Origin of the sequence: Massilia aerilata (assembly GCF_042656905.1) — a bacterium.
GTDB lineage: Bacteria > Pseudomonadota > Gammaproteobacteria > Burkholderiales > Burkholderiaceae_D > Telluria > Telluria aerilata.
The window spans coordinates 304,089-320,842 of sequence record NZ_JBHSMZ010000004.1; the positions used below are offsets into that span (position 1 = coordinate 304,089).

Below are 16,754 nucleotides of genomic sequence, written 5' to 3' on the forward strand. Positions count from 1 at the left end.
AGGGCGAGCGCCAGCAAGTCATCCTTGATTCGTTACAAAAGATAAACCTTGTCAAAAGCTGATGAGAAGAGTACTGTATAAACATACAGTATTTCTTAGCATCACTATGATCAACTGCTCAGATTCCATTCCAGCAGCGCCGGAATCGTTGCATCCGTCGCTCTGGCGCGCCTCGCAGCTGGCGCGTTCTTCAACACGCTGCGTCGAGACCGGCCATGCGGCCCTGTCGGCGCAATTACCCGGCGGCGGCTGGCCGACCGGCGCCCTGGTCGACCTGCTGCTGCAGCAGCCCGGCATCGGCGAAATGCGCCTGCTGCGCCCCGCGCTGGCGGCGGTGGCGGCGCGCCGCATCGTGCTGCTGCAGCCGCCCCATCCGCCGCAGGCGCTGGCCCTGGCCGCGCTGGGCGTGCCGCCTTCGCAACTGATCTGGCTGCGCACCAGCCGCACGGCGGATGCGCTGTGGGCGGCCGAGCAGGTGCTGCGCAGCGGCAGCTGCGGCGCCATCCTGTTCTGGCAGAACCAGGTGCGCAGCGACAGCCTGCGCCGCCTGCACCTGGCCGCGCAGGGCGGCGAGACCCTGTTTTTCATGATGCGTCCGCTGGCGGCTGGGCAGGATGCCTCGCCGGCGCCGCTGCGCCTGGCGCTGCGGCCCCAGGCCGGCGGCATCGAGATCGACTTCGTCAAGCGCCGGGGGCCGCAGCGCGATGCGCCGCTGTTCCTGCCGCTTTCCTCCAACCTCATTCAAACGCACATTCCCCGCCATGCGCCTGTGGATCGGCCTGTCACTGCCCCGGCTCCCGCTGGAAGTATTCAGTCCCAGCTGGTGCACTGACGCCGGCAGCGTCGTGCTCGAGCAGGAGCGGGTGCTGGCGGCGTCCCCGGTGGCGCGCGCCGCCGGCGTGCAGCCCGGCATGCGCCGCGGCGGCGTGCTGATGCTGATGCCCGAGGCCCAGGTCCACGAGCGCTCGCCGCCGCGCGAGGCCGAGGCCCTGTACGCGGTGGCGATGGCGATGCTGCAGTACACGCCGCAGGTGACCGAGGCCGAGGAGGGCACGCTGCTGATGGACGTCGGCGCCAGCCTGCGCCTGTTCGGCGGCGTGCGCGCGCTGTGCCGGCGCGTGCGCGAGAACGTGCGCGCGCTGGGCTTTTCCGCCTCGCTGGGCTGCGCCCCGACCGCGCGCGGCGCCTGGCTGCTGGCGCGCGCCGGCAGCGGCAGTACGGACGGCCGGAGCATGCGCTACCGGCGCACCGTCAAGATGCCGACCCTGGTGCGCCGCCTCGACCTGCTGGAGGTGCTGCTGGCGCCGCCGGCGCGCCCCTACGCGGCCTGGTTCGAAGGCATCGGCTGCGCCAGCTTCGGCGAGCTGCGGCGCCTGCCGCGGCCCGGCCTGCAGCGGCGCTGCGGGCGCGCGCTGCTCGACCTGGTGGACGCCGCCTACGGCCTGAGTCCGGAGCTGTACGAATGGATCGCCGCGCCCGAAACCTTTGCCGCGCGCCTCGAGCTGTTCGACCGCATCGACGACGCCGAACTCTTATTGGCCGGCGCCCGGCGCCTGCTGCTGCAGCTGACCGGCTGGCTGTGCGCGCGCCAGCTGGCGGTCGAGCGCATCGTGCTGAAGCTCGAACACGAGCGGGGCAGGGAAGCGCGTCCGCCGACCAGCGTCGAGGTGGCGCTGGCCGAACCGGCCTGGCGCGACGAGCACCTGGTGCGCCTGCTGAAGGAGCGCCTGGCCAAGCTGGTGCTGGAAGCGCCGGTGATCGGCCTGGGCCTGGAAGCGAAGCAGCTGCAGCCGATGGCGCCGCCGAACGAATCGCTGTTCCCGGAACCGGGCGGCACCGAGGAAGACCGCATGCGCATGCTGGAGCTGCTGGTGGCGCGCCTGGGCCCCGAGAACGTGCTGCAGGCCCTGCCGATGGCCGACTACCGGCCGGAGCAGGCGAACATGTGGGTGCCGCTGCAGCAGAAGATCAGCGACCGCGCACGCAATGCGCAGATGCCGCCCGACGTGATGAGCCTGCCGCGTCCGACCTGGCTGCTGGCCAAGCCGATCGCGCTCTTGATGCGCGAGCACCGGCCCTTCTACGGCTCGCCGCTGCGCATGGCCTCGAACCCGGAGCGGATCGAGGCCGGCTGGTGGAATGGACCTGAAACGCGCGACTATTTCATCGCCGAAGGGCAGGACCATGCGCTGTACTGGGTGTATCGGGAGCGGATCGGCGCAGATGAAGAGGAGCCGCGCTGGTATCTGCATGGCTTGTTTGGATAAGGAAAAACCGAAGTAAGGCTCAGTGTAAAGCTGATAAATTCTGAGCAATTTGTCATTAGAATTCCAGGCAGACCTCATCAACTCTGGAACGATATGAACCTTGAAACCTCGATGTCCTTTCTCGCTTCGCTATTCGACGGCAGCATGGGCTGGGCGATCCTGTGCCTGGCCTTGGCGGTACGCTTTGCCCTGCTGCCGCTGACCCTGCACATGGCGCGCAAGGCGCTCGCCAACCAGCAGAAGATCAAGGCCCTGCAGCCGCAGGTGGAAGCGATCCGGGCGCGTCTGAAGGACAAGCCGCAGGAAGCCTTCGCCGCCGTCGCCGCGCTGTACAAGGAAAACGGCGTGCGGCTGGTCGACCGTTCCACGCTCATCGGCGCGCTGGTCCAGCTGCCGGTGTTCGGGCTGCTCTACCGGACCATCAGCCAGGCCAGCGCCGGCAAGGGCGCTTTCCTGTGGATGAAGAGCCTGGCCTCGCCCGACGCCGCGCTGACAGCGCTCATCCTGCTGCTCACCGGCTTCGCCGCCTGGTACTACCCTTCGGCCTCGGCGGATCCGTCCATGCTGATGGTGGCGATGCAGGTCGCGATCATGGCCTTCATGGTCTGGAAGCTGTCGGCCGGCCTGGGCCTGTATTGGGCCGCATCGTCCGGCGTCAACGCCGTGCAGACCCTCATGCTGCGCCGGGAGCGGCACCGTGCCGCAGGTCTTGCAGCAGCCCGGCAAAGCGCTCGCCGATGAGCCGGTGGCTGGCCGCATCCGGATGCAGCTCGTCCGGCAGCGGCAGCCGCAGATTGTCGTTCGGGCCGTACAGCTCGAGGCCATCGACGTAATGGAGATTGGCGTCGCCGGTACGCCGCTGCTCGACGATCGCGCGCAGCTGTTCGCGGATCACGCTCAAGGTCAGCTTGCCCTGCCGGACCTCGTCCGCGCTGCCGCCGGCCTTGAACAGCAGGCGCCCATCGGCCAGTGCATCCATGTCGTACACGGATGGCCCGGGCAGGGTTTCGTGGATCGGACAGAAGACCGGCGACAGCACCAGCAGCGGCGTGTCGGGATGGCCTTCGCGTATCGTGTCGAGAAAGCCGTGCAGGGCAGGGCCGAAGGCGCGCAGGCGCATCAAGTCCTTGTTGACCAGGTTGATGCCGATCTTGATGCTGATGAGCTCCGCCGGCAGCGCGCGGATGCTGCGGGCCACAAAGGGATCCAGCAGCGCATTGCCGCTATAGCCCAGGTTCAGCAACTCGAAGCCGGAGCGCAGGGCGGCCACCGCCGGCCAGATGCCCGAAGGATGCGTGGTATTCGAACCCTGGCTGATCGAGCTGCCGTGATGCACCCAGCGCCGTCTTCCCGCAGTGGGCACCGGCGACAGCGGCGCATCCGAGCGCAGGGACACGAGCTCCGTCACTTCGTCGTGCGGCAGCCAGATCTCGACGGTCTTCTGCTCGGGCGGCAGGCCGCTGAAGCGCAGGGTCTGCGCTTCGCCTTCCGTGACGGTGGTGGCGCCGCTCGCCATGTTGATATTTAAAATCCGGCCGCCCTGCACACTGTTCTGCTGCGCCAGCTGGCCGCCGATGAACAGGTCGTAGATGCCGTCCGGACGCGGCCCCAGTCCGCTGTAGACGCGCTTGGTCGCGAGCACGTCCAGTTCCAGCGCGGTGGCCGCGGTCTGGAACACCAGGCGCACGCCGGAGGGCTGCGATTCCGCCATCAGCAGCTGGGCGTCCGGGCATTGCGCGCGCGCCCAGGCGGGCAGGCGGTGCGGCAGCAGGCCGGCCGGGGTCTGTTCGATGTCCAGCGCGCCGTGGATGAAGTCGCGGTTCAGTGGGGTCTCGATCATCATTTTTCCTCGACCTTGTGGATGCCCAGCGCGCGCGCGACCGCCGCCTCCGCGTGCAGGCCGGTGGTGTCGTACAGCGGCACCGGGCTGTCTTCCTGCCCGATGAGCAGCATGATCTCGGTGCAGCCCAGGATGATGGCCTCGGCGCCGCGTTCGACCAGGCGGACGATGGCCTCGCGGTAGGCCAGTCGCGAGGTCTCGTGGATCTGTCCCTGCACCAGTTCCGAATAGATGATGCGGTGGACCGTGGCGCGGTCCCGCGATTCCGGCACCAGCACCTCGAGCCCGTGCTCGCGCGCCAGGCGGCCCTTGTAGAAATCCTGCTCCATCGTGAAGGCGGTGCCCAGCAGGCCGACCCGGCGCAGGCCGGCCGCCTTGATGCGCTCCGCGGTCGGATCGGCGATGTGCAGCAGCGGCAGGCTGGTCGCCGCCTGGACCTGGGGCGCGGCGATGTGCATGGTGTTGGTGGCGATGACGAGGAAGTCGGCGCCGCCGCGTTCCAGGCGCTGCGCGGCGTCGACCATCAGCGCGGCAGCTTCATCCCAGCGATCGAGGCGCTGCAGGATTTCGATGTCGGCGAAGTCGAAGGACCACAGCAGGCAGCGCGCCGAATGCAGGCCGCCGAGGCGCGTGCGCACCTCTTCGTTGATCAGGCGGTAGTATTCGGCCGAGCTTTTCCAGCTCATGCCGCCGATCAGGCCGATGACTTGCATGGTGCGCTTCCTCACAAGGGATGGGCTCATGAGTATAGCGCGCGCCGCCGACTTGCACAGGCGGCCGATCCGGTGCAAAGTGGCGCCCATGATTACCCAACGTATGGATTTCCAGGGGCCGCACGGCAAGATCTCGGCCAAGCTCGACGCGCCGGACGGCACGCCGCGCGCCTACGGCCTGTTCGCCCACTGCTTCACCTGCAGCAAGGACGTGCTGGCCGCGACCCGCATCTCGCAGGGCCTGGCCGACCTCGGCGTGGCCGTGCTGCGCTTCGATTTCGCGGGTCTCGGCAACAGCCAGGGTAAATTCGCCGACACCAATTTTTCGTCGAACGTGGAAGACCTGATTGCCGCCGCCGACTTCCTGCGCCATAAATTCGCGGCGCCGAAACTCCTCATCGGCCATAGCCTGGGCGGCACCGCGGTATTGGCAGCGGCCCACCGCATCCCTGAATCGACGGCGGTGGTGACGATCGCCTCGCCGAGCGACCCGCACTACGTGGTCGACAAGCTGCTGCTTGAACACGTCGACACCATCGAGCAATTGGGCGAGGCGCGCGTCAAGCTGGCCGGGCGCGATTTCGACATCCGCCAGCACTTCGTCGAGGACGCGGCCCAGCACCGCCTGCACGAATGCATCGCCAGCCTGGGACGCGCGCTGATGGTGATGCATGCGCCGCAGGACGGCACCGTCGACGTCGACAACGCCGGCCGCATCTTCGGCATCGCCCAGCATCCGAAGAGTTTCGTGTCGCTGGATGGGATCGACCATCTGGTGACGGGCAAGGAAGATGCGGCCTATGTGGCCGGCGTGATCGCGGCATGGAGCGCGCGCTATGTCTGAACTGCCGAATTTCGACCGCCGGCGCGACCGCTTCGACTTCTTCGACCGCATGCAAAGCCCGGCGGTCAACCTGTGCTTCCGCATGGACCTGCCGGATTTCCGGCCCTGGTGCAAGGAGCAGGACCTGGCGCCTTTCCACGTGCTGCTGTGCGCCGTGCTGCGCGCCGTCCTGAAGGTCGAGAACTTCCGCTACCGCGTGCATGAAGGAGAGGTGATCCGCATCGAGCGCCTGCACCCGTCCTTCACGGTGGTCAACCAGCACTTCGACCTGAATCTCGCCCAGTTCGACTGGTCCGACGACGTGCGCGAGTTCGTCGCCAGGGGCCAGGCGGCGCGCGAGGAAGCGGGCAATATGCTGGCGCTGAACGCACACTACCTGCGGATGTCGCCGCGCGACGCCAAGGACCAGGTCTTCGTCACCTGCATGCCGTGGCTCGACTTCACCTCGATCCAGCATCCGATGGCATCGCTGGCCACGCCGGACATTCCGTCCCTGGCCTGGGGCAAATTCACGAACGAGCCGGATGGCGGCCTGCAGCTGCCGTTCTCGGTGCAGGCCCACCACGGCTTCGTCGACGGCTACCACATCCATCTGCTGGCGCAGCAGATCGCCGCCGAACTCGAAGCGATCATGCGCGCCTGATCGCTTAGTCGCCGCCGCCGCCGCCGCCGCCGCACGAGCTGCCGCACGAGCTGCCGCAGCTGCTGCCGCCGTCGCTGCCGCCGCCATCGGCGCAGCCGCTGTCGCCGTCGCCGGCGAAGGCAAAACCCCCGTCCGTACCGCAGCTGCTGCCGCTGTTTGCCAGCGCCGCCTGCCGCAGCTGCATGTGGGCCAGCACCATGTCGGCATCGACCAGGCCGGCCGCGAGCAGGGCAGAGGTGAGCAGTTCGGGATGGGCTTGCGCCCGCTGCAGGCACAGGCCGCGCTTGTTCAGGCGCGCGTAGACGATTTCGTCGCCGCGATTCCAGTAGCCGTGCCCGTCCGGCATGCGCAGGCGCGCGTCCAGCCCGAACAGCTGCGGCAGGTGGGGGCCCAGCGGGGTGATCCCCTCCAGCCTGCGTCCTTTCAACAGTGTGTGCGCCAGCGCGCCCGATCCGAGCCCGGCGCGCTCCACGTGCGGGATCGTACGCCCGAAATGCCGGCGGCAGTAGCGTTCCAGGCCGATCGGATCGTGCCGCAGCCAGGCGTGCCAGACCGAATCCGCCGCTTCCGAGGGCAGGGCGCAGGGCGCTTCGCTGTGCGAGACGGCGTCGAAGAAGCGCAGCAGGCCGTCGGCCGCGCGGACGAAAAAAAAGGCATCCGTGCGGATGCCTGGGTATTCCCGCGGTGCGCTGTCCCGCCAGCTGCGCTCCAGGCCTTCCGGCAGGCCTTCGAGCGCAGTGCGGTAGAGCGAAGCCCGCATGAAGCGGCGGGCGCGTGCTTCGTTGATGCTCCTGCTGATCCAGTTCATCGATGCCTCCTGTTTGTTATGGTTTTGTCGGCAGCATCAGCTTACGGCTTCCATATGACAGTTCGATGACATGGATCAGTTTGTTGCATTACTTCAACGCGGAGTAGATACCCTCGAGGCGATCCTTGGTGCCCGGGATGCGTTCCAGGCGCGGATAGCGCAGGCCGCCGTGGTAGTCGAGGGCGATCGTGCGCAGCACATTGCCCTTCTTGACCAGCAGCTGGATTGGCTCCTTCGAATCCTTGGCTTCCTTGATCGCCTTCTTCAGCACCTCCGGCTTGAAGGCGCGGTTGTTGACGGCGACGATGCTGGTGTTGGCGGCCAGGCCGGCACGGAAGCCCGGACCGTCCCAGATCAGGTTGCGCACGTTGCCCTCGGCGGTGACGGTGAAGCCGACCGAGTAGCTCAGGTCCGCGGCCTTGTTGCGGTCGTCGGCGCCCTTGATGTAGTCGGTCGGGGTGTCGGTGTAGACCAGCTTCCAGCCGGCGCGCGCCAGGCCATCCAGCGGCGCGCCCGGGCCATGGCCGTCGACGCGCGCACGCAGGAAACTCGCCCAGTCGTAGGGCAGGACCTTGTTCAGGGCCGCGACCACGTCTTCGAAGGTGTAGAAGGCCGGCAGGAAGCTGCCGTCATTGATGCTGTAGAAGGCACGGGCGAAATCGTCCAGCGATTTCTTGTCGCCCGATTTTTCGCGGATCAGGGTATCCACGTCCAGCCAGATCAGCTGGCCTTCCGAATAATAGTCTTCGCTGCGCTGCCAGTTGGACCAGCCGAGCGGACGGCGGGCATTCAGGATCGGATCGTTGACCGTGTCCTGCATCGCGCGCCAGCTGCGGCCGGCGATGCTGTCGTAGCGCGCGGCGGTGGCGGCCAGCGCATCGCGCGCGCCCGCCATCGACACCAGGGTCGAACGGGCGCCCAGCACGCTGCCCCAGTACTGGGTCTGGCCTTCGTAGACCCACAGCAGTTCGTTCTGCAGCGGGGTGTTGAAGTTGGGGACGTTCTGGCCGGCCGGGCGGCGGAACTTGCCGTCCCAGGAGTGGGTGTACTCGTGCGGCAGCAGGTCGCGGCCGGACTCGCCCTTGGCCCACTCGGTGAAGTAGCCCGGCTTGACGCCGTTCTCGCTCGACTGGTGGTGCTCGCGGCCGATGCCGCCGAATTCGTCCGACAGCGCGAACAGGAAGTCGTAGTGCTTGTAGTGGTGCGAGTTAAACAGTTTATACGCTTGCTGGACCAGCTTGCGGTGGGCTTCGATCTGCTCCGGCTTCGCTTCCAGGCTTTCCGGCGTGTCGGCGAAGACGTTCAGGCGCACCGGCACCTTGGCGCCCGGATCGAGGTCGAACTGCTTGTAGTAATGGCCGGCGAACAGCGGCGAGTCCATCAGCGTCTCGAGGTCATGCGGCTTGAAGTGGACCTCGTCGCCCTGGCGGTTTTCCGTTTCCAGGGCGGTGGCGTAATCCCAGCCTTTCGGGAGCTTCAGGTTCGGCTGCACGGTGATGCCGCGCGCCACATAGCCGGCCGGGTAGAGCGTGGTCGACACCCACTGCACGCCGAGGATCTCGTCGGTCATGGTGATGCGGCCCTGCGAGCTGTCCAGCGGCGACAGGTACTGGTACTCGGCTTCGAGCACGGTCGCGCCTTCGGGCACGTTGACGTGGAAGGCGAACACCTGCACCGGATCGCGGGTCCACTCGACCGGCTTGCCGTTGGCCGTGAACTTCAGGCCGGCCAGCTGGGTGATCGGTCCGTTCGGGCCGTGGTTGGCCGGCAGCCACTGCGGATACAGCAGGGTCAGCGGGCCCGGCTTGACCGGGATGCGCAGGCGCATCTGGAAGATCTGCTGCGACAGGTTGGTCGCATCGACGTTCAGGACGATGGTGCCGGGGTAGGTCGGTTCGACGGGCGCCGGAACGTCGGCATGGGCCGGGAAGGCGAGCGTGAGGGCCAGTGCGAGGGCAGTGGCGGAACGGGTGGCCAGCGTCTTGATGCGGCGATGCGGGTGGTGTGCGGTCATGGCTGAGGAAGCGGTCGAAGGTGAATCAGAAATGCAACAAAAAGCGAGTGTAGCACCCAGTGTGAATGGAAAATGCCGAGCCGCATCGATGCAAATAAAATTTGCAAAATAGCTTTTAAAACGATATTTCGTATGTCTTGAAAAGTGATGAGGCGGACATTAGATTGGTCCCAACGGATGCTCACGATGAGGTCCGGAAACTTATCGCTTAAACTTGAAAAGGATATTTCATCATGCGTACTTTTGACCTGACTCCCCTGTATCGTTCCGCCATCGGCTTCGACCGCCTGGTGAATATGCTCGAGCAGCGCGCCGAAGCAGCGCCGAGCTACCCGCCGTACAACGTCGAACTGGTCAGCGAAGACAAATACCGGATCGTGATGGCGCTCGCCGGCTTCAGCCGCAGCGAAATCGAGATCGTCGCCGAACGCGACACCCTGCACGTGACCGGCCGCAAGCAGAAAGATGAGGTGCAGCGCCATTACCTGCACCGCGGTATCGCCCAGCGCGATTTCGAGCAGCGCTTCCAGCTGGCCAACCACGTGAAGGTCGTCAGCGCAGGTTTCGACAACGGCATCCTCACCATCGAACTGGTGCGCGAAGTGCCCGAGGCCCTGAAGCCACGCAAGATCGCGATCGCCGATGCGAACGGCAACACCGATAACGTGCAAGTGCTGGAGCAGCCGCAACAGCAAGCTGCTTGATCGGTATCCGGGTGGGCACTTTGTGTCCACCAACAAAAACGAGGCGCCGCGTGCGCCTCTTTTTACGTCCGTTGCCTGCGTGGGCTCGGGGAGCCCACCCTACAAATTCGTGTCCCGTAGGGTGGGCACACCGTGCCCACGCAAGCGTTTAAGCGCGTTATAAGCTCGGCCTTAAGAGTGATTTAAGGCTCTTGCGAGAAACTAGCTGCATCAAAAAAGCAGTCTTCAAAAACCCTTTCCCAATCTAGGAGTACGTAATGGCTAACGAAGGTGCAGTCACCGCCATCACCGCAAAACGTCTCACCCTGGCCCTGTGCGCGGCCGGCGTCATTGGCGGAGCGGTTGGCGCGGTCGCAGTCAATCACAATAACGCCACTGCCGCCGCCGAAGCCGCCGCGCTGGCGGCCCAGGCCCCGGCACCGGTTGCAGCAGCGCCGGCCCCGGTGGCGGGCAATCCGGTCGGCACGAATCTGCCCGACTTCACCAAGATCGTCTCGCACAACGGCCCGGCCGTGGTGAACGTGCGCGTCGTCGGCAGCCACAAGGTGGCCCAGCGCCAGATGCCGCAGTTCGACGAGGACGATCCTTTCTTTGAATTCTTCCGGCGCTTCCAGCCGCAGCAGCCACGCGGCGGCAATGGCGGCAACCGGGAACTCGTTTTCGGCGCCGGATCGGGCTTCATCGTGAGCCCGGACGGCGTCATCCTGACGAACGCGCACGTGGTGCGCGACGCCGACGAAGTCACCGTCAAGCTGCAGGACCGCCGCGAATACCGCGCCAAGGTCCTGGGCAGCGACCCGAAGACCGACGTCGCCGTGCTGAAGATCGATGCGAAAAACCTGCCGGTGGTCCCGATCGGTAACACCCGCAACCTGCAGGTGGGCGAATGGGTGCTGGCGATCGGCTCGCCCTACGGCCTGGAAAGCAGCGTGACGGCCGGCGTGGTGAGCGCGAAAGGCCGCAACATCGACACCAACGGCGTGCAGTTCATCCAGACCGACGTCGCCGTCAACCCCGGCAATTCGGGCGGTCCGCTGTTCAACACCCGCGGCGAAGTGGTCGGCATCAACTCGCAGATCTACAGCCAGACCGGCGGCTACCAGGGCCTGTCCTTCGCGATCCCGATCGACGTCGCGGTGCGCATCAAGGACCAGATCGTCAGCACCGGCAAGGTGCAGCACGCCAAGCTGGGCATCGGCCTGCAGGACGTCGGCCAGGATTTCGCCGATTCGTTCAAGCTGGACTCGCCGGACGGCGCGCTGGTCAGGAACGTCGAGCGTGGCAGCTCGGCCGACAAGGCCGGTCTCAAGTCGGGCGACGTGATCCGCAAGGTCAACGGCCAGCCCATCATCTCCGGCGGCGACCTGAGCGCCATCGTGTCGGTGGCCAGGCCGGGCGACAAGGTGCAGCTCGACGTCTGGCGCGATGGCCGCGCGGTCCAGCTGAACGCGACGCTGGCGAACGCCAACGACAAGCCGGAAGCCAGCGACCGCGATAACCTGGCCGGTCTTGACAAGGGCGCCAAGCTGGGCCTGGCCCTGCGCGCGCTGGACCCGCTGGAGCGCCGCCAGTCCGGCATCATGTCGGGCCTGCTGGTCGAGGATGCGGGCGGTCCGGCGCAAGTGGCCGGCGTGCAGCCGGGCGACGTGCTGCTGTCGGTGAACGGCAAGCCGGTGACGTCCGTGGAGCAGGTGCGCGACGTGGTCGGCAAGTCGAGCAAGTCGGTTGCCTTGTTGATCCAGCGTGGGGATGAGAAAATCTTCATTCCTGTCCGGATAGGCTAAGGATTGCTTAAGGTTTTGTTTAAGGGGAGTTTAAGCTCCCCTCAGTAAACTGAAGGCTCGAAAGATTCTTCTATCCGCATGGTTTTCTGAGAATCGGGGGATTTGATGCGGCTGTTGCTGGTGGAAGACGATACGATGATCGGCGAAGTGGTGCTCGACCTGTTGAGGGCCGAGCACTACGCCGTTGATTGGGTCAAGGATGGCGAGATGGCCGACACGGCCCTGATGCAGAACCAGAACTACGACCTGGTGCTGCTCGACCTGGGGCTGCCGCGCAAGGACGGGCTCGAAGTCCTCCGCACCATGCGGGCCCGCAAGGACCGCACCCCGGTACTGGTCGCCACCGCGCGCGACGCCGTCGCCCAGCGCATCGCCGGGCTCGACGCCGGCGCCGACGACTACGTCCTCAAGCCCTACGACCTCGACGAAATGCTGGCGCGCATCCGTGCGCTGCTGCGGCGTGCCGCCGGGCGCGCCGAACCCGTCTTCGAATACAAGAACATCTCCGTCAATCCCGCCACCCGCGAGACCCTGGTCGACGGCCAGCCGGTCGTGCTGTCGGCGCGCGAATGGGCGGTGCTGGAAGCGCTGGTTGCCCGACCGGGCGCGGTGCTGTCGCGGGCCCAGCTGGAAGAGAAGCTGTACAGCTGGCGCGATGAAGTCAGCAGCAATGCGGTGGAAGTCTACATCCACGGGCTGCGCAAGAAGCTGGGCAGCGACCTGATTCAAAACGTGCGCGGCGTCGGCTACATGGTGCCGAAGGTATGAGCCCCAAGAAGGCCCGCAGAAGGCTCACGCACTCGCTGCGCGGGCGCCTGCTGTGGTACGTGCTGGCCGCCATCACCATCGCCGCGGTCGCCCAGGCCTCGATCGCCTATCGCACCGCGCTGGCCGACGCCGACCAGATCTTCGACTACCACATGCAGCAGATGGCGCTGTCGCTGCGCTCGCGCGTCCCGCTGGCCAACAGCGAAGAAGCCGGCAGCGTCGAGGCCCCGCTGAGCGGCAGCGACGACCTGGTGGTGCAGGTCTGGTCGCCGGACGGCGTGCAGGTGTTCCGCAGCGCCTCGCACGCGCGCCTGCCGCAGCGCGCGGTGCTCGGCTTTTCCAACGTGCGCGCGAACGGCACCACCTACCGCATCTTCTCGATCCAGACCAGCGCCCAGACCGTGCAGGTGGCGCAGGACCTGGCCGTGCGCAAGAGCATGGCCAGCAACCTGGCCCTGCGCACGCTGGGGCCGATCGCGGTGATGATGCCGATCCTGATGCTGGTCGTGTGGTGGGTCATCAGCGGTTCGCTGGAGCCGGTCGCACGCGTGCGCAAGCAGCTGGCTTCGCGCCAGGCCGACGACCTGTCGCCGGTGTCGGACGCCGGCCTGCCGGACGAGGTGCGGCCGCTGGTGCAGGAACTGAACCTGCTGTTCGGGCGCGTGCGCACCGCTTTCGACACCCAGCAGAACTTCGTCGCCGACGCCGCCCACGAACTGCGCACGCCGCTGGCCGCGCTCAAGCTGCAGGTGCAGAGCCTGGAGCGTTCCGAACAGCGCGCCGACAGCCTCGAGGCCCGCAAGCTGGCGATCTCCCGCCTGTCGGCCGGCATCGAGCGCGCGACCCGCCTGGTCGAGCAGCTGCTGGTGCTGGCGCGCCAGGAAGCCAGCGCCGCGCCGCACCAGCCGCTGGTGCTGGCCGACCTGGCCAGGCGCGCGGTGGCCGACCTGATCGGCGTGGCCCAGAACAAGCACATCGACCTCGGCCTGCAGCGCGCCGACGGCGGCGAGGTCGAAGGCCAGCCGGAAGCGCTGATGATCCTGCTGCGTAACCTGGTCGACAACGCGATCAAGTACACGCCGGGCGGCGGCACGGTCGACGTGTCGGTCGTGGCGGAGCAGGGCGCGCTGGTGGTGACGGTCGAGGACAGCGGCCCCGGCATCCCGGCCGAGGAGCGCGAGCGCGTGTTCGACCGCTTCTACCGCGTCCCCGGCAGCGACGCCGCCGGCAGCGGCCTGGGCCTGGCCATCATCAAGGCGATCGCCGAACGCCATGGCGCCACGCTGGTGCTGGGTTCGTCGGAGCGGCTCGGCGGTTTGTCCGCCACAGTGCGCTTCCCAGGCTGAATCGCATCGGCGCCACACCACGGATGGGGGAAAGGCCGGCGGCGGCGTCCGCGCAGGGAAAAGCGGCCGTAGAATCGCGCCTTTCCCGTACCGGATCAGCACAGCCATGACCATCCACCGCTACCGCCGCGAACTCGCGCAGCCCCTTGCCGACATCGCCATCCAGCCCTACGTGCTGCGGACCTTCCGCTCGCGCGCCGACGTGCCGGCCCTGCACGCGCTGCTGCAGGACAGCTATGCGGCGCGCGGCGCCAGCCTCGGCCCTTGCGACGAGTGGTGGCAGATCCTGTCCTCCGATGCGGAATTCGACGTGCGCATGGTGTTCCTGGCCGAGACCCCGGCCGGCGCGCTGGCGGCCGCCGGCATCGCCTGGAACTCCGGCTTCGTCAAGGACCTGGCAGTGGCGCCGGCCTACCGCCGCCAGGGCCTGGGCACGGCGCTGATGGCGCACATCTGCCGCACCTTCGAGCGCCAGGGCGCCCATGCGGTGGACTTGAAAGTGGAGGCGGGGAACCAGGCCGCGATTGCGCTGTATGAGGCGATGGGGATGCGGCGGGTGGAGACCCTGGCGGCCTGAGGCCTTCGCTCAGGCCTGCCGCGCCGACGCCAGCGCAATGTACTCGCCTTCTATCGGCCTTGTCTTCACCTGCGAAGCATCCAGCAGATCGCCGCTGGCATTCACCTGCCGCAGCACGAAGCCGGCGCCGGCCAGGAAGTCCGGCAGCCCCGCGCGCGCCATCCCCGACAGGAAGGGCTCGCCGCGCCGGCGCAGCCACCAGTCGATCAGGCGGCTGCGCCGGCGGAATCCGGGACGCCCATCCGCCAGCGGCTCGAACCACGTGAACGCCACCTGGCTGCGCGGCGCGGCCGCGGCCATCTGCGCGAACAGGGCGCGCACCGCATCGAGCGGCATGTACATCAGCAGTCCCTCCGCAACGAACAGCGTAGGCGCCTCCGCACGGAAGTCCGGATGGGCCGCCAGCAGTGGGCCAAGCGCCTGCTGCGCCAGGTCGGCGGCGATGAAGCCGACGCCGCCATCGCCGGCCGCGGCACGCCGCACGGCTTGCGTGGCCGGGTGATCGATCTCGATGCAGCAAAGGTCCGGCCGGGCCGCCTTCAATTCCATGCACAGGGTGTCGAATCCCGCGCCGAGCACGATCACCTGGGTGCAGCCGGCAGCCAGCGCGGCCTGCGCATGGCGGCGCAGGATCTGCTTGCGCAGCGCGAAGTGCAGGCAGATACCGGGCAGGGTGGCGCGTTCGAGCACAAGGCAGAGGCGGCGAAACCAGGCCTTGCACAGCAGGCTCGCCAGGCGCGGATGCGCGCGGCGCAGCAGCGGCTCGCCACAGCGCAAGGCTTCACGCGGCAGCGCATGCGTGGGCAAGGCGAACTGCGCCCCCGCCAGCTGCAAGCCGCCGGCCACGACCAGCGCGGTGTTGCTTGGCTTATGCGTCTTCATGCCGCCAGCTCCGCCGGTGGGCTCGCAAACAGGGCTGCATAGTGCCGGTACCAGTTGCTCTGGAAGCGCTGTTGCGGATCGTAGCGGCGCTTCGCGTCGAGGAAGCCGGCGAAGCGCGGGTAGCAGGCGCTGACCTGGGCCGCGCTGGCGGCGCGCGCATAGGTGAGATAAAAACTGCCGCCGCGCGCGATGGCCATGTCGATCAGCCGTCGGAAGGCGCGATGGGTTGCCGCGATGCCGTCCGGCGTGTGCGGCGTGTGCAGGTTGAAGATCACGCAGGCGTAGTGTTGGCGCGCCCACGGCAGGAAGCTTTCCGTGTCGCGCTCGATCAGGCGCACGGTCCCGTAGATCAGGTCGACGCCATGCCGCCTGAAGTCCGAGGCGGCCGTGCGCATGAAATCGGGCAGGCGTTCGCGCGGCACGTAAAGTTCGCCGATCACTTCCGAGCCGCAATGACCCAGCCGGCCATCGATCTCGCCATGGTAGCCGTCCAGGTAGGTGCTCTGCTGCAGCCGGTCGCTCCGGTAGTGCTGGCCGTTCGTCGCCAGGTAGTGGCGCGCGTAGCACTCGAAGGCCCTGGTCTTGTCGGTGTGCGCAAGCAGCAGGAGGTCGCGCCAGTCCTGTTCGGACAGTTCGCGCGCTTCGGCATCCGGCGGCGTCGCATCGTCGACCGGAACGTAGCAGGAGAACACGCCGCGCCGCATGAAGTCGGCGCTGTCCGGGTCGATGGCGAACTGGAAGTCGCCGAAGGCATGACCGGCCGCGATGCGTGCTTCGAAGGCAGGCATCAGCTCGTCCAGTGACAGCAGCGTCACGTCGCGCCGCATGGTCCGGCGCGGCGCCAGGCGCAGGGTCACGCTGGCGATCACGCCGAACAGGCCGTAGCCGCCGATCGCCAGCGAGAACAGCTCGGGATTGCTGGTGCGGCTGCAGGCCTGCACATGGCCTTGCGCATCGACCAAAGTAAAAGCTTCGACGTCATCGATGAAGGGACGCATCTGCAGGCCGCGCCCGTGGATGTTGGCGGACAGGCAGCCGCCCAGGGACAGCCGGTCCGCGCCGGTCTGCTTCTGGCGAATGCTCCAGCGCTGGCCGCCGTCCGGGGTCGGCGCGGTGTCGAGATAGTCGATCAGCTCCGGCCATTCGATGCCGGCTTCGGCTTCGATCAGGCCCGCGGCGGCATCGAAGGCCAGCACGCGGCGCATGTGGCGCATGTCGAGCAGAACCGAGTCAAGCGCGAACTGCTGGCCGCCCATCGCGTGGCGCCCGCCGCAGATCGCCACCGGCAGCTTGCGCTGGGCGGCATCGGCAATGAAGGCGCGGATCTCGGCCAGGCTGCGCGGCTGATGGATGGCCGCGACCCGTGTCGCGTTCAGCGCGGAGTGGATGTCGTTGGCGAGCGGGGAGGAGTGAAGTGGGTGCATGGCGCATCTCCGGCGTTGGAAATGCGGCCATTATTGGCAGGCTTGTTTGAGGGCGTTAGCGCTTTCTGGCGGGTGCTGTGTGACGGCATGTCAGGTATCGTCAGCTGCGCTGCTTATGGTCCCCAATCGTCGAATCCGTA

Annotated in this window: 16 protein-coding genes; 10 read left to right on the forward strand and 6 right to left on the reverse strand. The window is 67.2% G+C overall.

Annotated elements, in window-relative coordinates:
• Positions 1–106 precede the first annotated feature (106 nt).
• The 3 genes from imuA to ACFPO9_RS06160 all read left to right on the forward strand — a co-directional run bounded on the left by imuA (position 107) and on the right by ACFPO9_RS06160 (position 3,008).
• Positions 107–832 carry a translesion DNA synthesis-associated protein ImuA gene (imuA, locus tag ACFPO9_RS06150; RefSeq protein WP_379768477.1) on the forward strand — a complete coding sequence of 242 codons (726 nt, stop codon included), beginning with the start codon at positions 107–109 and terminating at the stop codon, positions 830–832.
• Entirely contained in the window at positions 762–2,267 is a 1,506-nt protein-coding gene (locus tag ACFPO9_RS06155; protein WP_379768479.1) for a Y-family DNA polymerase, read from the forward strand. The genes imuA and ACFPO9_RS06155 overlap by 71 nt, the downstream gene beginning before the upstream one ends.
• Positions 2,268–2,360: 93 nt before the next feature.
• Positions 2,361–3,008: a YidC/Oxa1 family membrane protein insertase gene (locus tag ACFPO9_RS06160; RefSeq protein ID WP_379768481.1), complete on the forward strand. Its 648-nt coding sequence runs from the start codon at positions 2,361–2,363 to the stop codon at positions 3,006–3,008.
• On the opposite strand, the gene ACFPO9_RS06165 is transcribed toward ACFPO9_RS06160, so the two are convergent.
• Together ACFPO9_RS06165 and ACFPO9_RS06170 are read right to left on the reverse strand one after the other, a co-directional pair.
• Positions 2,941–4,107, reverse strand: coding sequence for an SGNH/GDSL hydrolase family protein (locus tag ACFPO9_RS06165; RefSeq protein ID WP_379768483.1), 1,167 nt, complete (start codon positions 4,105–4,107; stop codon positions 2,941–2,943). The genes ACFPO9_RS06160 and ACFPO9_RS06165 overlap by 68 nt on opposite strands.
• Complete coding sequence (locus ACFPO9_RS06170) at positions 4,107–4,820, reverse strand: aspartate/glutamate racemase family protein (protein ID WP_379768485.1); 714 nt, start codon at positions 4,818–4,820, stop codon at positions 4,107–4,109. Before ACFPO9_RS06170 ends, ACFPO9_RS06165 begins: the two co-directional genes overlap by 1 nt.
• Before the next feature lie 88 nt (positions 4,821–4,908).
• On the opposite strand from ACFPO9_RS06170, the gene ACFPO9_RS06175 reads away from it, so the two are divergent.
• Complete coding sequence (locus ACFPO9_RS06175; protein ID WP_379768487.1) at positions 4,909–5,664, forward strand: alpha/beta hydrolase family protein; 756 nt, start codon at positions 4,909–4,911, stop codon at positions 5,662–5,664.
• Positions 5,657–6,307, forward strand: a complete 651-nt coding sequence (locus ACFPO9_RS06180) for a CatA-like O-acetyltransferase (RefSeq protein ID WP_379768489.1) — start codon at positions 5,657–5,659, stop codon at positions 6,305–6,307. Before ACFPO9_RS06175 ends, ACFPO9_RS06180 begins: the two co-directional genes overlap by 8 nt.
• 4 nt (positions 6,308–6,311) lie before the next feature.
• Here ACFPO9_RS06180 and ACFPO9_RS06185 read toward each other — a convergent pair whose 3' ends face one another.
• A complete protein-coding gene (locus ACFPO9_RS06185; RefSeq protein WP_379768491.1) occupies positions 6,312–7,115 on the reverse strand; it encodes a glycine-rich domain-containing protein in 804 nt (267 codons plus the stop codon).
• 88 nt (positions 7,116–7,203) lie between these two features.
• Positions 7,204–9,129 (reverse strand): M61 family metallopeptidase, encoded by a 1,926-nt coding sequence (locus ACFPO9_RS06190; protein ID WP_379768493.1) that lies wholly within the window; start codon positions 9,127–9,129, stop codon positions 7,204–7,206.
• 233 nt (positions 9,130–9,362) lie between these two features.
• Between ACFPO9_RS06190 and ACFPO9_RS06195 the strand changes: the two genes are divergently transcribed.
• The 5 genes from ACFPO9_RS06195 (at position 9,363) to ACFPO9_RS06215 (ending at position 14,308) form a co-directional block, all read left to right on the forward strand.
• The gene (locus ACFPO9_RS06195) at positions 9,363–9,833 is read left to right on the forward strand and encodes an Hsp20 family protein (protein ID WP_379768495.1); all 471 of its coding nucleotides are present in this window, start codon (positions 9,363–9,365) and stop codon (positions 9,831–9,833) included.
• A gap of 257 nt (positions 9,834–10,090) precedes the next feature.
• Positions 10,091–11,617 carry a Do family serine endopeptidase gene (locus ACFPO9_RS06200; RefSeq protein WP_379768497.1) on the forward strand — a complete coding sequence of 509 codons (1,527 nt, stop codon included), beginning with the start codon at positions 10,091–10,093 and terminating at the stop codon, positions 11,615–11,617.
• Positions 11,618–11,722: 105 nt separating this feature from the next.
• Complete coding sequence (locus ACFPO9_RS06205) at positions 11,723–12,385, forward strand: response regulator (protein ID WP_379768499.1); 663 nt, start codon at positions 11,723–11,725, stop codon at positions 12,383–12,385.
• On the forward strand, positions 12,382–13,731 hold the full coding sequence (locus ACFPO9_RS06210; RefSeq protein WP_379768501.1) for an ATP-binding protein: 1,350 nt from the start codon (positions 12,382–12,384) through the stop codon (positions 13,729–13,731). Before ACFPO9_RS06205 ends, ACFPO9_RS06210 begins: the two co-directional genes overlap by 4 nt.
• A gap of 106 nt (positions 13,732–13,837) precedes the next feature.
• Positions 13,838–14,308, forward strand: a complete 471-nt coding sequence (locus tag ACFPO9_RS06215) for a GNAT family N-acetyltransferase (protein ID WP_379768503.1) — start codon at positions 13,838–13,840, stop codon at positions 14,306–14,308.
• A gap of 9 nt (positions 14,309–14,317) precedes the next feature.
• Here the strand turns inward: ACFPO9_RS06215 and ACFPO9_RS06220 are convergent, their stop codons facing one another.
• Positions 14,318–15,190 carry a class I SAM-dependent methyltransferase gene (locus ACFPO9_RS06220; protein WP_379768508.1) on the reverse strand — a complete coding sequence of 291 codons (873 nt, stop codon included), beginning with the start codon at positions 15,188–15,190 and terminating at the stop codon, positions 14,318–14,320.
• On the reverse strand, positions 15,187–16,614 hold the full coding sequence (locus ACFPO9_RS06225; protein WP_379768510.1) for an FAD-binding oxidoreductase: 1,428 nt from the start codon (positions 16,612–16,614) through the stop codon (positions 15,187–15,189). Before ACFPO9_RS06225 ends, ACFPO9_RS06220 begins: the two co-directional genes overlap by 4 nt.
• Between the last annotated feature and the right edge of the window lie 140 nt (positions 16,615–16,754).